Source organism: Microcoleus sp. MON2_D5 (assembly GCF_036701905.1).
In the GTDB taxonomy this organism is placed as follows: domain Bacteria; phylum Cyanobacteriota; class Cyanobacteriia; order Cyanobacteriales; family Microcoleaceae; genus Microcoleus.
Genome location: NZ_JAUBRM010000022.1, coordinates 69359 through 84715 on the forward strand (window position 1 = coordinate 69359; position 15357 = coordinate 84715).

Here is a 15357-nt window from a genome sequence, read left to right on the forward strand (position 1 = left end):
TGCTTCTTCCCTTTTCCCTCTTCCTTGTTCAACATCAAATATTAATCGCCGACTTCCCCAACAACCTCCGCAGCAGCCTGAGTTTCGAGCCAGAGTTTCAGCAGCAAGAACTCGACCCGATCGCCCAAAACAGTCGCAAACACGCCGTCAGCCCCCTCAGACGCGCCAGAAATCCACGTACCGCGCAGAGTCACTTCTACAAAGTCAGCATCAGCAACACAAAGCTCGATCGCATCGTTGTCGTTTCGGCGGGCCTCAGATTCCAACAGAGGTAACGCCGGCAAATTCGCGGGCAGCAAAAATGCCGCAGTGCTCGGTTCGACGCTGATGCTTTGACCAACTCGCATAGCCAGCACAACTCGCAGCGCCACTAACTGTTCGGGAGATTGAGCCAAACGCTCCAGGTTAAAGCCCGTTTCAGTGTAAGTCAACTTCAGCATATTGACAGCCCTAAATTTGGAATTGAAAGTTTAAAATTGAAAATCGGGAATTGGGAATTGGGAATTGGGCATCGGGCATCGGGAATTGGGAATTGAGCATCGGGCATTGGATAGGTCGGAATGAAAAGTTTGCTATTGCGACCTAAAATCCTTTTCAATTACAGGACTGAATTAGCTATTAACTATTAGCTATTACCAATTACCAATTACCAATTACCTGTTTGGCCCATGCCCCATGCCCAATTCCCTATTCCCCTATTTGATATTCGTGCCAAAACAGTTCGGCAAAAGCAACAGTGGGGTGTATGGGGGCCTTCGGCTTAGTTCGCAGAGACATTCCGGCTTCTATGGGAGTTCGATCGCCCTTACGAGAGTTGCACCGTTCGCAAGCAGTCACCACATTGTCCCAAGTATGCGGGCCGCCCTTCGATCGAGGCATCACGTGATCCAGCGTCAAATGTCGGTTGCTACCGCAGTATTGGCAAGAATGAGCGTCGCGGCGCAGAACTTCCCGGCGATTGACCGGGGGCACTTTCCACAGGCGTTCCCTGTTACCAAAAGTCAAGCGGATTTGTTCGGGTACGTGGATGCTGGTGCTGGGCGATCGCACCAGCCAGCCGTTGCCGATGCTAAAATCCAGAGGTTCAGCCTTGCCTGTTACCAACAGTACGATCGCCCGTTTGATGTTGACACGGCTCATTGGTAGGTAATTCTGAGAAAACACCACCACAGATTGCCTCAATACATCAGTTACTACGGTCACGGCTTGCTCCTCCTCGTCAATTTTGGATTTTAGATTTTGGATTGTAAATTTTGAATTTTGGGTGCTTCGTCAGCATTGGCTACATCTGGTTTTTTGCCAGTTCCCCAAGCGGATCGAATTTCTCAAATATCCAATCAAATGCCCCCGCTTCTCTTACTTAGAAGCGGGGGCTAGAAAAACTGCTAAAGGCAAATTTTCATCCTGTCTTGGTACAGTCGTTTAGCTGTACCTCCCGCTTCGCGTATCTCGATATGGCTGTGCCACTTGCAGACCGTCCCGGTCTACCTCGTTGTAATTAATTTCTGCAATTTGTCCTAATCCACTATAACCGTGTTTATTTAGGCCCAAGCCCGCCCACGAGGTCGCTGCGACAGTCGCAAAACCCGTCCTAAAGACGTGCCGTAACGACTCGGAGCGACCCCTGGGGCGATCGCACTTCAGTTGATAGGTGGAGTAGGTGGGGAGAAATTTCACAGCAGGCAGAAAGTGGTAAGAGAGCTTTAAATCTAGCTGTAAACATACTACACTGATATTACACATATGTCCACCCGTCACGGAGAAAAAATTATGCATACCCTACCTAGAACCTCAACCACCGAAATGGAAGTCACCAGCATTCGACTCGAAAGAGAGCTCAAAGAGAGACTTAAAGAGCTCGCAGGCAATCAAGGCTATCAAGCTTTGATTCGAGATTTGCTCTGGAATTACGTGCAGCAGAAGTCTGGAGAGTATCGGCAGATGTTTTCTCGATCGGATATTCGAGCCAGCATTAATGCCACAGCACAGCAGGAGGAACGCTGCGCGCTTACAGGAGAGTTGATTCGACCGGGCGGGCCGATGTTATTAGGCCTGACGATGCACGGCGAAATGGTGCCGCTGAGTATAGGGAGTATGGCTGGATAAACCAGTTTATCGAAAATTTGTCAGAGCGATCGGCCTGGGGTGAAGGCCCCAGGCGCTGAAGATCATACTATTTTAGATTTTAGATTTTAGATTTTAGATTTTAGAATTGGCAATGACTTATAAGATAAGGGTTGGGAGCTTGCCTAGAGTTGCATTGCTTTTGGGAACTGGTATAACAATACTTCAAACATTTTTTGATTACCAACCGTAGAATAAGGGTTTCAAGGCTCCAAGGCAATCGAGCTACCAACGAAAATTCAGGGTTTCAGATTACGAACTAAAAACAGTCCGGGCTATTGGTATAAAATCCCGCAGTATTTAAACAATATTTATTTAACCAACCCCGAAGACGCGAACAGCGCGAAGAAAGATGGAGAAGAAGATAGCTAATGTTAGCAGTTCGCAATTCGGGTAACGCAGCTCCGGATGCTCCAAAACGCGCGGGCTAGTGCTAAAATTTCCATCGGGCGTGCCGAACAGACGATCGTACATTTGATGAAAAAAATTAAAGTAATGCTGAAAAACCGCTACTTGACCGCTGCGAGTTCGATCGCCCTTCTCACAATTATTGCCGGATGCGCCGCTACTGAATCACCTCAACTTGCATCTCCCTCTCCTGTAGCTGAATCTTCCCCGCCGCCAGTTAAACCAAGTCAGCCTCAGCCCTTAATAGTCTCTGCTAAGAATCCCGAAACCCCCACAAATACCAAAATCCAGCAATATCTCAACGGGTTGGCAGCCCAAGGTTTGGCCAAAGAAGACCAAGGGATCTGGATGCAATCGGGCAATACTTTGTTAGCCAATCATCAAGGTACAGTTCCTCTGTCTGCCGCTTCTATTACCAAAGTAGCAACATCTCTGGTAGCACTGCAAGAATTCGGGCCGGAACATCAATTTATTACCTTAATTGGTACAACTGGAAAAATTGAAAACGGCGTATTAAAAGGCGATTTAATAGTTCAGGGAAGCGCCGATCCGTTGTTTGTTTGGGAAGAGGCGATCGCCCTCGGTAACGCCTTAAATCAAAAAGGGATTAAGCGAGTCAGTGGCAATTTGATAATTGTTGATAAGTTTTACATGAATTTTGAACTTGATCCCCTCAAATCTGGAGAATTGCTCAAACAAGGATTGAACAGTGAAATCTGGCCCAGCGAAGCCGCCGCCCAGTATCAAACACTACCTCCAAATACGCTAAAACCCCAAATAGCAATTGAGGGTACTGTAAAAGTTTTGTCAGCACCTCCCAATGACGTGCAGCCTGTAGTCAAACATTCTTCTTTGCCCCTTGCCGAACTGATAAAAAAAATGAATCAGTACAGCAACAATCTCATGGCAGATATGCTAGCTGATACTGTCGGCGGCGCCAAAACAGTCGCGCAAAAAGCAGCAGCAGCAACCGGAGTTCCTCCCGCAGAAATTCAACTCGTCAACGGTTCGGGATTGAGCGAAGAAAATCTCATTTCTCCCCGGGCTGCTTGTGCGTTATTTATAGCTTTAGAACGCTATCTTCAACCTTACAGCATGACAGTTGCTGATGTCTTAACTGTTGTTGGGAAAGATGAAGGAATACTGGCAGAACGGGCGCTTCCCAAATTAGCAGTAGTTAAATCTGGCACGTTGGATAATGTTAGCGCTTTGGGCGGAGCATTGCCCACTCAAAAACAAGAAACAGTGTGGTTTGTGATTATGAATCGCGGGGCCAATGTCGAGACATTTCGCACTCAGCAAGAGGTTTTGCTGAAAAGCTTTTTGAATGAGTGGGGAAGTGTTCCAGTTTCGCCGCCCGAATTAACGCCAAATCCTGCTAGAAGTAGTAAGGTATCTCGCAGCGAAATTGTCAATTGATTTGAGGCTTACGCATGGGGGCCCAGAAACCGGGTTTTTTTACAAAAATACTTCGTTGCAGCCCGTAAATTCAGCAAAAAACGCGGTTTCTTTAGTTTGTAGGCTGTGTCAGCACAGAAAAGTGGAATTTGCAGCTAAAATAATGCAAGCTAATGCACCCTACGAGTACAAACCCATTTAATTAGGGGTTTTCGCCCTAGCTACTACAATGCCGATCGCACTTTCGACTCTCCTAATATATCTGTGCAAGTCGTAAGCAACTGTCACCTCCCCAGCAGGCGAAGCGTGAATTAAACCAATATTGCCGTCAGCACTGCGGTAGACTAAACCCGTGTGGGTGACATCCAATCCTTTAACATCCGTGGCTACCGCTACAATATCCCCTGGTTTTAACTGAGAATAAACACTTTTTATCCGATTTGTCGGGATGTAATTAACAGTAGTTTTGGCTAAGTCTGCTTCTTGGCTGACTATGCACTGATAAGTTGCTTCGTCTTTGACCATTTGCGGGTAACTGCTGCGGTGCTGGCTCATGAAATTTAGTGTTTTATTCATGGGAACGCCACCTAATTCAGCGGTGATATTTTCCACAGTTTGCCGTTTTTGATTGTCGTTAATCCAGTCGGAAAAATAGTGCAATCTGCTGCAATAACCGTTCATTTTACCGTTTAAGTACCGCTGTTCTTCTATGCGAGTGACAAAATTTTGATAGTCGTAATCTTGTACTGCTACGCCCCTGGCGATCGCCAAAACAGTTTCTACAAATAAAACGCAATCAAATTTATTCAAAGTTACGAGCAACTTTTCTTCGCCGGATTCGTCCAGCAAACCTGCGGCGTAGGGCTTTCCCCGGAAATTATCGGCGATCGCCTGGACGATTTCTCCGATCGAGCGATCGTGCAAATTTTGTCGTTTAGCATACTGTACAACCTTTTCAAAACGTGCTATCTCTTCTGGTTGTGCAGCGGTTTCTCTCTCCGGATTATTGGAGTCAGGTCGTCTTGCCAGCACCTCCAGCAAATGGGAATAGGAAATTTCAGGTAAATTGTTGAAGTCCCAAAATATACTTGGGAAACTGGAAACAGTTTGCTTGTTTGTTACTTCCCCATTTTCCCTTTCTCCTGTCAACTCTGGCACTACATCCGCGCCCTGTCCTTCTGTTTGTCGCGAGACCACAGATTCTGCAGCAGGTTGAGACTGAAATGCCCAAACATCAGGGATCAAAAAATTATTTACCCCGGCGATCGCAAATCCTAAAACCGCCAGACTCCCAAAATTTCTCATGTTTTTCAAAGGATTTTGCTTCCACTGAGTGCTATCCTGAAATTTTTACAATTATTTAGAACTATAAATCAGCCTAGCAGACAGATAAAATTGGCAACAGCGGACTCGATCGACACACTTGTCATTTAGACGCCGCCCTATTATAAACTGATCGTGCGAGTTTGATACCACAAAACTGCAATGCAAGTAGAACGCCGACGCCGCCCCATCGGGCCCCAACGCCCAATCGAGTCCCGACGCCAAAGCAGCGAGCGTCCAGTCCAGTCCCGACGCCAAAGCACCGAGCGCCGAGTCCCATCTCGTCGCCCAATCCAGACCCAACGCCCCATAGACCTCTTGCAAAAGTCGCTCTCAATTCTTGAAATTCTCTGGGTTAATCTGCGTTCATCTGCCTTGTATCTGCAGTTGACCGAGCGAGCAAAGATTCATGCAACAGATCTAATCCAATCCCGACGCCAAAGCAGCCAGCGCCCAGTCGGACGCCGACGCCAAAGCAGCGAAGGCCCAGTGCCATCTCGTCGCCGAGTGAGGACGAAATTTTCTCGGCTAAAATACCGTAACATTTTGTGTTTAATCGCCGGAGCGATCGCGATCGGTTGGATTGTCACAATACCGTTCAGAATTCGCCGTCCCCCAGAACCGCCAGTCATCTTGACTCAACAGCCCATCTCGCCTCAAGAAACACTCTCGCCTCCGACAATTGAACCATCGGAAAATTTAGCCGATCGTCAAAGCGAGCCTACCTTTAGCTACAACATCAAAACACCTCCCAATCCAGTTTATTCTCAAGAATTGCAAGGGATTGTTGATGAAGCTGTGAAAATTGCGACCAGCAAAGGACTACCGGCAGAACCCCTATCAATTACCTTATTTGATGTCAGCAATGCCAAAGCTCACAGCTTCGCCGGATATCAAAATCAAACTCTCCGATTTCCCGCTAGCGTTGCCAAGTTATTTTGGATGGCAGCCTTTTACTCAGCCCTAGAAAAAGGCATCATTACGCAAAGAGAATCTGCCTTTACGAACGATCTAGAACAAATGGTTCGCGTCTCGAACAACGATGCTGCTAGCCGAATTTTAGACCAAATCACAGATACAAAATCCGGGGGACGGCTCGCAGGAGAAGAATTGCAAACCTGGCTGAAAAAGCGCAATCAAATTAACAGTTTTTTCCAGTCAGCAGGATACAATGATATTCGTATAACCACCAAAAATTATCCCATACACTATTTAAAACAAGAAGGTCCAATCGGTCGCGACTTGCAATTGCGGGGCGATCCTTCCCAGCCGATTCGCAATCAAGTAACTACCGACCAAGCCGCCAGATTAATATATGAAATCTATACTAGGCAAGCCGTTTCCAGCGTCGCCAGCCGCAAAATGGCTTACTTGCTGACGAGAGACTTAGACCCCAAAGCATGGAAAAATGACCCCAGCAACTCCATACAAGGATTTCTAGGCGAATCTTTACCAACTAATATTTATTTTGGTTCCAAAGTAGGCTATACTTCCAAATCCCGCAGCGAAGCGGCATTTGTCAGAACTTTAGACGATCGCGCGATTTATATCTTAGTTGTTTTCGCAGACGATCCGGCTTATGCCAAGGACGAAACAGCATTTCCGGCAATTTCCCGATACGTTTTCGATCGGCTAAATGCTCGCGGGCCCAGCAGTTTGCCGTGAGAGCGAGTAGGGCGGGTTCACTCTTTTTGGAGGAGGACTTAGGCAAAACAACGTGTTTGGGCCAAAAATCCGCACTGGTGAGCAAAGAAACCGATTTCTCTATCGCAAATCTACGCTTTTAGGCCAAATCCGCAGCAAGAAACCCGGTTTCTTATATCCTGTGAGCAACCCCTAATTAGGTTTGTAGTTAGGCAGTCGTTTTTCTCTCGTCGGACGAGCGGTGACTCTAAACTATCAGTTAAATAATTGATTGACCGAACACAATTTAACTGGGGCGAAAGGATTCGAACCTCTGAATGGCTGGACCAAAACCAGCTGCCTTACCACTTGGCGACGCCCCAACGTCTTAACCTTCACTATCTTAACATTCAAACACTGGAATCTGTCAAGCATTTTGACAATAAAATTTAAAAAATGTTTTTGGAACCGATCGCCCGCAGGTTTATTCTTTGATCGCAGGGGGGCGAGCTACCGGGATTTCAATCCTGAAATCCGCTCCCTGTCCCGGTTTCGAGATACAGTTCAAGCTTCCTCCGTGTTTTTCCACCACAATCTGGTAGCTGATAGACAAGCCGAGTCCCGTACCCTTGCCCACAGGTTTAGTGGTAAAGAAAGGGTCAAACAAGTGGCATTTAGCTTTTTCGGCCAATCCCGGCCCGCTGTCTTGAATCCGAATCACCACAACTTGACCGCTCGACTTTCCTGACTCACCAGCCTCCGAGTCTGGGTCCACCACCGCCGTCGAGATTTTGATCGTCTTGGGTGGGGGCTGATTTTCCAAAGAGTCGATCGCATTCGCCAAAATATTCATAAATACTTGGTTGAGCTGCCCGGGATAGCACTCTACCTTCGGCAAGTTGCCGTAGTCTTTAATTACCTCAATTCCCGGTACGAGTCCGTTTGACTTCAGGCGGCTCTGCAAAATCAGCAGCGTGCTGTCAATCCCTTCGTGAATGTCCACCAGCTTCATCTCTGCTTCGTCGTGCCGCGCAAAGTTCCGCAGAGACAGGACAATTTGGCGGATGCGTTCGGTTCCCATCTCTATTGAAGACAGAATTTTCAGCAAATCCGGCACTAGGAAATCAACATCGATTTCTTCGCTTTTGTCGAGAATTTCGGGGCAAGGCTCCGGGTAGTGCTTTTGATACAAGTGCAGTAAATCCAGCAAATTCCTCATGTACTGCTTGCAATAAGTCAAGTTGCCGTAAATAAAATTAACCGGATTGTTAATTTCGTGGGCGACGCCGGCGACCATTAGACCGAGAGAGGACATTTTTTCGTTTTGGATGAGCTGAGCTTCTTTCTGCTGCAACTGCTGCAAAGTTTCCGTCAGTTGGCGGGCTTGAGTTTGAGCGGCTAAGGCTGCCGCCCGGGTTTGGGCGTAGAGTTCGGCTTGGTCGATCGCGATCGCCAGCTGATCCACCACCGCTTGCAGCAATTCCACTTCGCTCGTCGTCCAGGAACGGTGGCTGCTGTAATGGTTGCAAACTACAGCACCCATTTGCCCGGAGCGAGTCTTGAGCGGCAGCAGCAGGTTAGAAAAAATCCCGAGACTGGTCAAAAAATCTCGCGTGGGCTGTTCTATGCACAGTGCTGTTGCCGCGTCCCCGATCCGGAGTGTTTGGCGGTGGCAAATTTTCTCGGCCAGCAGGGTTACTTGTTCGATCGGGTATTCTGTAAGCCGCTCTTTCAGTTCGGGATTTGCCGCCTCGTGGGTGATTGCAAAGCTTTGCTGCCCGTCTTGCGAGATGGAATACCACAAAAAGTAGCACTGGTCAACCTGCAACAAGCTGCGAATTTCGTTGACAGCCGTATCTAAAATTTTGTCGAGGTCGAGGGAATTCCGCATCTGGCTGGCGAGGCCGAAGAGCAGGCCTTCGCGGCGGCTCAACAATTCTTCTCGGGCCGTGATGCGATCGATCGCCACGGCGATGGCGTTAGCCATGCAGCCCAGAACTTCTAGCGCTCCGTCGCTTGCCAAAGCGCTACTGCACAAAGCCATCACTCCCACCAGCCGCTCCTCCACAATCAGCGGATAGGCAATGGCGCAGAGAGACGGGTTCGACAGTAGGCATACAGGAGCCGTTTGGAGTTTTCCCGGTTCTGCTCGCACCCAATCTTTTATTTCCCGTTCCCACCCTTCGGTGCTGAGTCCTGAATCTGCCTGCAATTCTAACTGCTCTGTCTGCGGGTTGAACGTCCAGATGCTCGCCTCTTTTGCGTCGAGGTAATCTACCATTGCCTCGGTGCAGCGGTTGAGGATGGGCGATATTTTCCCACCTTGTCCGAGGGCTGCACCGACTTTAGCTTGCAGAGCTCCCAAGCGAGCTCGCTCTTGTAGGGACGCTGCCGTTAGTTGGCGATCCGATGTGTCCCCGGAACCGACAAAGATTTCTCGGATTTGTTTGGTATCGTCCGCGCGCCCGATGCTCGCTGAAGTTTCCCACAAATATTGAGATTGGCCTGTTTCCTCCAGCGTCGGGAGCTTTTTTGTGCCGTATATTCTCCTGCTGCTCTGTGGGGTATGTACGGCACACAAGCTGGATGGGTTCGAGCCAGAAACTAACTCCGAGATTTGCGGGCTGTCCGAGCTGATATCTTCTGCCTCTGCCAACTGTTTCTGGGCTTTGACTAATTGCCAGCGCAGCTCCACCAAACTCGCAACTTGCCGACTCAAAGCTTGGATAGCTTCTATGGTTTCTTTTGTCAAGTCTCTCGGTACTGAGTCCATGACCGATAGCACTCCCAGCATCTGCCCATCTGAGGTCATGACTGGGATGCCGGCGTAAAATTTCACGAAGGGGTAGAAAACCGTTAGGGGATGCTCGCCAAATCTCACGTCTGTGGAAGCGTCGCGAACAATGGCGGCAGGCAGTTCTTTAAAGGAATTTATAGGGAGTTCGAGCGCAGATTCGGGAGCAACTCGCGGTTTTTGCAGGGGGATTGCCTGGTCAAATTCCGAGTTTGAGTTTGAACCGACTGCGAACTCTTCGGAAATTGTGTCCAGGGCGCGATCGCAAAAATTCAGGTAACGCTGGGCCAAACTTTGATCGATACCTAACTGGGACTTCAACCAGTGGCGGTTACCGTCAATCAAGCTCAAGAAAGCAATAGGAGTTCGGCTAATCTGAGCTGCCAAGCCAACTAAATTGTCCAAGCAAGCCTCGGGAGCAGAGCCGAGAAGCGGATACAAGTCAATGTTATGGAGCTTGAACACTTTTTTACCAAGAGGCAAGGGTGCTTTCATCATGTGTAACTGCCGGTTTAGTTGCTGGCAACCGCCCTTCTCAATACTTCCCTTGAAAAACAAGCTATGAATTCTGTGCTGTGAGACTCTGGGCGCAAGTTCGGCGCAGGTTGCTTGCGCCGAATTCAGACTAACCTCTTGACCGATCTGGAAACTTTTGAGTTATGGGAGTTAGAGTACCCCAAATCTTAAGACTATATTAATTATACTTCCCGTTGACTATGCTTTTGAATACCTCCGGCTCTCTAAATCTAAGAGCCTCTGTTGAGAGGAAGCAGCTTTCCAAAATATAACGCGATTGCTTACCTAGAATTTTTTAATCAGTTTAATTGTATTTTAACAAACTTGTCTAATCCTGGGTAGCTGGCTTGCTGGTAGATTTAAATCAGAGGTGTGTGCCACAATACCAGTGTCCTTTAGCGAGCTGTGCCTTAGACGGTCGTTCAACTACAGTTAGGAGATGAATTACAAAAGATTGGTAAGATGTTAAACTTTGTAACAATAGTTACTCCAACTCGACCTTCTAGGGTTTCTGGGCCCAGATGCACATTTTGCAACTGTTGTAATCGCTGAGCGACAACTCTCCCAATCCCTTTTTTCGAGTTTGATGTAAAAAAACAGGACTAAACTTTCTACTAATGTTCCAACGGGGTTGGCAACTATTGCACAGAGGCAACTCTAAAAAAATGACGGGCGGAAGTATGTTTTGTATTTTCAAGAACTATAAATAAACAGGGAGAAGAATATGTCTGCAAGTAGCAGTCAAGTACCAACTATTTTGGCAGTTGATGATAGCGTCGTGATGCAAGGACTTGTTAAACAGGCCTTAAGCAAAGAGTTTCGAGTTCTCGTAACCGACAATGCAGTGGATGCTTTGTCAACGATTTATCACGAACAAATTTCTGTTTTGTTGCTCGATGTTTCGATGCCTGGTATTGACGGATTGGAACTCTGCCGCACGGTGCGGAGCTTGCCTCAGTTTCAGAATTTGCCGATCGTAATGCTGACAGCGCGAGATGGAGCTTTTGATAAGGTACAGGGGCGTTTGGCGGGAGCAACAGAGTATTTAACTAAGCCGTTTGATGCTGAGAAGTTGCGCGAGGTAATTGGTAAGTTTATCAAAATCAAATAATCGGACTTAGAAAAAAATTCAGTTTTGAGTAATTATGAAGTAATTTGAGTAATTAATGAACTAAAAAGTTGCGATCGCGCTCTCTTATCCCCGATTTTTTTAACCAGTCCCGGATAGGGGTATTGTGCACTATTTGCGGGGTAAGTCCTAAATTTTTAATTTAGCCAGGAGTAAGGGAGCGATCGCACTGACAGGTAGAACATATTGGGCGGCACCGAGGGCGATCGCCTCCTTGGGCATTCCGAAGACAATGCAGCTAGCTTCGTCTTGGGCGATTGTCAAACCGCCCTGTTTAGCGATAGCCAACATTCCGTCAGCACCATCTCTACCCATTCCTGTCAGCAAAACCCCCGCTGCTGCACGACTATAAAAATTAGCTACCGACTTAAATGTCACCGTTACAGAAGGGCAGTGTCCCATGACAGGAGCAGCCTCTGAATAAACAAATCGCCCTTGAGAGTCCAATTCTAAATGACGTTTTTCGGGCGGGAAATAAACAGTCCCTGCTTGTGGCAATTCCCCAAAAGAAGCTATCTTAACTGGCAGTTTCGATTCATTACCCAGCCAATCAACTAATCCTTGCAAAAAACCTTCACTGATGTGCTGGACACAAATTACAGGCACGGGAAAACTAGCCGGAAGTTTAGAAATAATGGCGTATAGTGCTTGCGGTCCCCCTGTAGAAGCTCCTATAGCCAATACTTTAATAGTTTGATATTTAAGATTTTCGTGGGAAAACTTGTAATTAACAACTGGTGTTTGGTTAATTTTTACCAGTTGGTTATTATCTTCTGTTTGTATAATTTTTTGATGCCGTGTAAATACTTTAACTCCTGAGACTATTTTAATTTTAGCTATTAATTGATTTCCTAGCCGCTCGTAATCTGATACCAAGCCACCAATCGGTTTCGGAAAAACATCCAATGCACCAGCATTTAACACTTGAAATACATTCTGAGTATCATTCGCTTGTACTGAAGCACTAATTACTAAAATTGGTAGCGGATATTTCTTCATTACTTCTTTCGTAAATTCTAATCCGTTCATGGGTGCCATGTTCAAATCCGTACAGATTACTTCAGGGTGAAGTTTCGGGATTAATTCTAGTGCTTCTAACCCGTTGCAAGCGGTTCCTACAACTTTGATTTCGGGGGAGGACTCAAAAATTCGTTTGAGGACGATTGTAACTACTGGAGAATCTTCAACTAACAATACTTTTATGGGCGATAACATCAGTTTGGGGGGAAATTGGGAATGAGCAATTGAGAACGGGCAATTGGGAATGGGCGACTTGTACTGCCCTTCGACTTACTTCCCTTCGGCTTCGCGAGCGACTAAGCTAAGCACGACTCGCTCAGGAAGCGCGTAGTCAAAGTATTGGGCCTTGGGAATCGATGCAATGGTAATTGTGCACTGGGCACTGGGCATTGGGCCTCGCTAATTAATAGTAAATAAGAAATGGCTAATAACTAAGGACTAATGACTAAACTAACCTGTTTAGTGTCTCTATGAGCACATCTTGATTGAAAGTCCCTTTAGGAATATAAGCATTTGCTCCCGCATCAGCTCCTCTTTTTCTATCTTCATCGGATGCCAAAGATGTTACTAAAATTATCGGTAACTCACTGTATTCTTTTTGCTCCCGAATCTTAACAGTCAGGGTCAAACCGTCTAAATTTGGCATTTGTACGTCAGAAATCACAGCATCAAAATGGCGAGTTTTTAATTTATGGAAAGCATCCAATCCGTCTACCGCTGTCACAACTTCGTAACCCGCACCTTCCAAAATGCGCTTTTCTTGAGTGCGCGTGGCGATCGAGTCTTCTGCTAAGAGTATAACTTGTTTTCTGGTGGCAGTCTCAAGTTGCGATCGCGCACCAGAAACCCCACGGGACGAAACTTGCTGGCGTACAGATTTTATCAAATCGTGGGGATTGAGTATCATACAAACTTCCCCAGTACCCAGAATTGTGGCACCCGAAACATTTCGCACCCGTTTCAGCAACTGACTTTGAGGTTTCATCACCACATCCTGTTCGTCTATCAAACCATCTACCAATAATCCCAATCTTTCATCCCCAACTTTCAAAACAATACAAGGCATTTTTGAATAAGTTGAATTGAGGAAGTCTGGGGAATTTTTTCTCAGAATTTCGCTCCCGGTTTCCTGTCTCAAATATCGATTTTTTTGCCAACCTTGTCTATGGTTTAATTCTAGTAAATCTCTCAGATGAGCAACTGACAGAGGCTGACCGTTGGAAAGTATAGTTTCCTTACCTTCTATAGCAAATATCTCAGACTGAGACACCTGTTGGGCCGTCTCTACAAACTCGACTGGCAGAGCATAAGGAATGTCTTCAACTACTACAATTAATACATTTGCTGTAGCTAAAGACGTGCTTATTTGCAGCCTCAAGGTGCATCCTTTCCCCGGTAAGGACTCTACTTGAATACTACCTTTTAGGGCTTCAACATTAGTGCGAACTACATCTAAACCTACCCCGCGCCCCGATACTTCTGTAACAAATTTTTTGGTCGAAAAACCAGGACTAAAAATTAAAGATTGTACTTGAGTCTCGGTCATTTCTGCCAGTTGTTCGCGCGTACAAATATTACGTTTTATAGCCGTTTGTTTAATGTTCTCTAAATTGAGTCCTCGACCATCATCAGCAACTTCAATAATAATATTGCTAGCAATATTATAGCCTTTAATGCGGAGAGTAGCCACGGGATGTTTACCTATTTTTTCCCGCTCTTCAACAGTTTCAATACCGTGGTCGATCGCATTTCTAATCATGTGCATTAAAGGGTCTTTCATTTCCTCTAAAATGCGTTTATCTGCTGTAGTTTCGCCTCCTTCAATCACTAAGGCGACTTCTTTACCTTCCCGTTTTGCTAAGTCTCGAACAGTGCGAGGAAATAAATTAAAAATAGTAGACAAAGGCAGCAGTCTCAGAGTGCGAATTCCTGATTCTAATGCCTCAGCGATTAAGTCGAGTCTGGCAGTATCTTCATAAACTCGATTTCTCAAGCGGTTGACTAAAGTTCCGAGACGTTCTAAACGTTCTTCTGTACGTTGATAGTAATCCTGCAATTGGCTAAATTTACCGTTGGCTTTAATACCGTTGTCATCTATTGGCATCCGATCGACAGTCAAGCTCGTTACAAAATATTCTCTGCTCCACTCTTCCCACAAAGTTGCAATTTGTTCGATCTCTGCAACTCGGTGTCCTAGCCGAGTTTTTGTGACAGCAAGTTCCCCTGCTTGAGTCATTAAATCGTCTAAATTTTGAGTAGCAACGCGAATGGTTTCAATGCGGTAAGATGAGGTTGAGGATGCAGTAACTGCCGACTGCGAAGCAGACGTAGCGGCGGGTCCAGAAGGTGCCGCCAAGTTTTGAGATTGCAGTAGAAATTCGGGCGGGGATTGTATGGGTAAAAAAGAGGAATTTGTCTCTAAGTTAAGGACTTCAGAAGTTTCAACATTTGTTTCTAGTTCTTGGGTAGGAGGCTCAGTAAATTGCGGTTCTACCAACGGCTGTTCTGGTACTTGTGAAGATGAGGGAGCTACTATTGAGGCTGCAGCCTGTCGCTGTGGCTGACTAGAAGCACCCATCATGCTAGCCAGGATGTAAAATGTATTAACGCCGGAATCTTCGCCCGTAACGGCTTCGTTAACGAGTTTCCGCATGGCGTCTAAACCTTGCGAAAGTCGATCGCTAATATCCGAATTCAGTTGAGTTTCTCCCCGCTGGATCGCTTCCAAAAGATGCTCCATTTGATGAGCTAAAGATGCTACATTTTTTACTCCCAGCATCCCCGCATCACCTTTAAGAGAATGGGTTTCCCGCAATAATTGTTCTAACTTAGCTAAGTCGGCCGGATGTTGTTCTAAGTACAGCAATCCGTCGTCTAATTTCTGTAAGTGTTCTTGACTAGCGACCTTAAATACATCTCGCAGTTCTTGATCTTCAATCATCATATATAGCAATCCTATATGAATTGTGAAAAGGCATCAAATCTTTTCAAGTTAGGAAAATTGAAAAGATTATATTTAGCA

At 46.3% G+C, this 15357-nt stretch carries 10 protein-coding genes and 1 tRNA gene; 4 read left to right on the top strand and 7 right to left on the bottom strand.

Annotated elements, in window-relative coordinates:
• Positions 1-41: 41 nt before the first annotated feature.
• Together QUA47_RS10560 and QUA47_RS10565 are read right to left on the bottom strand one after the other, a co-directional pair.
• Positions 42-440 carry an alr0857 family protein gene (locus QUA47_RS10560; RefSeq protein ID WP_190736061.1) on the bottom strand — a complete coding sequence of 133 codons (399 nt, stop codon included), beginning with the start codon at positions 438-440 and terminating at the stop codon, positions 42-44.
• A 247-nt stretch (positions 441-687) separates the two neighbouring features.
• Positions 688-1203 carry an HNH endonuclease gene (locus QUA47_RS10565; RefSeq protein WP_190660760.1) on the bottom strand — a complete coding sequence of 172 codons (516 nt, stop codon included), beginning with the start codon at positions 1201-1203 and terminating at the stop codon, positions 688-690.
• 567 nt (positions 1204-1770) lie between these two features.
• On the opposite strand from QUA47_RS10565, the gene QUA47_RS10570 reads away from it, so the two are divergent.
• Entirely contained in the window at positions 1771-2106 is a 336-nt protein-coding gene (locus tag QUA47_RS10570; RefSeq protein ID WP_039886507.1) for a ribbon-helix-helix domain-containing protein, read from the top strand.
• A 426-nt stretch (positions 2107-2532) separates the two neighbouring features.
• Positions 2533-3951, top strand: a complete 1419-nt coding sequence (locus QUA47_RS10575; RefSeq protein ID WP_445302501.1) for a D-alanyl-D-alanine carboxypeptidase — start codon at positions 2533-2535, stop codon at positions 3949-3951.
• 177 nt (positions 3952-4128) lie between these two features.
• Here QUA47_RS10575 and QUA47_RS10580 read toward each other — a convergent pair whose 3' ends face one another.
• The gene (locus QUA47_RS10580) at positions 4129-5235 is read right to left on the bottom strand and encodes an N-acetylmuramoyl-L-alanine amidase-like domain-containing protein (RefSeq protein WP_333430705.1); all 1107 of its coding nucleotides are present in this window, start codon (positions 5233-5235) and stop codon (positions 4129-4131) included.
• A 180-nt stretch (positions 5236-5415) separates the two neighbouring features.
• On the opposite strand from QUA47_RS10580, the gene QUA47_RS10585 reads away from it, so the two are divergent.
• Entirely contained in the window at positions 5416-6918 is a 1503-nt protein-coding gene (locus QUA47_RS10585; protein WP_333430706.1) for a serine hydrolase, read from the top strand.
• 269 nt (positions 6919-7187) lie between these two features.
• Here the strand turns inward: QUA47_RS10585 and QUA47_RS10590 are convergent.
• A tRNA-Gln gene (locus tag QUA47_RS10590) sits at positions 7188-7259 on the bottom strand.
• A gap of 101 nt (positions 7260-7360) precedes the next feature.
• Positions 7361-10168 (bottom strand): GAF domain-containing protein, encoded by a 2808-nt coding sequence (locus QUA47_RS10595; RefSeq protein WP_333430707.1) that lies wholly within the window; start codon positions 10166-10168, stop codon positions 7361-7363.
• Positions 10169-10910: 742 nt separating this feature from the next.
• Here QUA47_RS10595 and QUA47_RS10600 point away from each other — a divergent pair.
• The gene (locus QUA47_RS10600; RefSeq protein WP_006631154.1) at positions 10911-11297 is read left to right on the top strand and encodes a response regulator; all 387 of its coding nucleotides are present in this window, start codon (positions 10911-10913) and stop codon (positions 11295-11297) included.
• A gap of 147 nt (positions 11298-11444) precedes the next feature.
• Here the strand turns inward: QUA47_RS10600 and cheB are convergent, their stop codons facing one another.
• On the bottom strand, positions 11445-12530 hold the full coding sequence (cheB, locus tag QUA47_RS10605; protein ID WP_333430708.1) for a chemotaxis-specific protein-glutamate methyltransferase CheB: 1086 nt from the start codon (positions 12528-12530) through the stop codon (positions 11445-11447).
• Positions 12531-12780: 250 nt separating this feature from the next.
• Positions 12781-15276 (bottom strand): hybrid sensor histidine kinase/response regulator, encoded by a 2496-nt coding sequence (locus tag QUA47_RS10610; protein WP_333430711.1) that lies wholly within the window; start codon positions 15274-15276, stop codon positions 12781-12783.
• Positions 15277-15357: the final 81 nt, after the last annotated feature.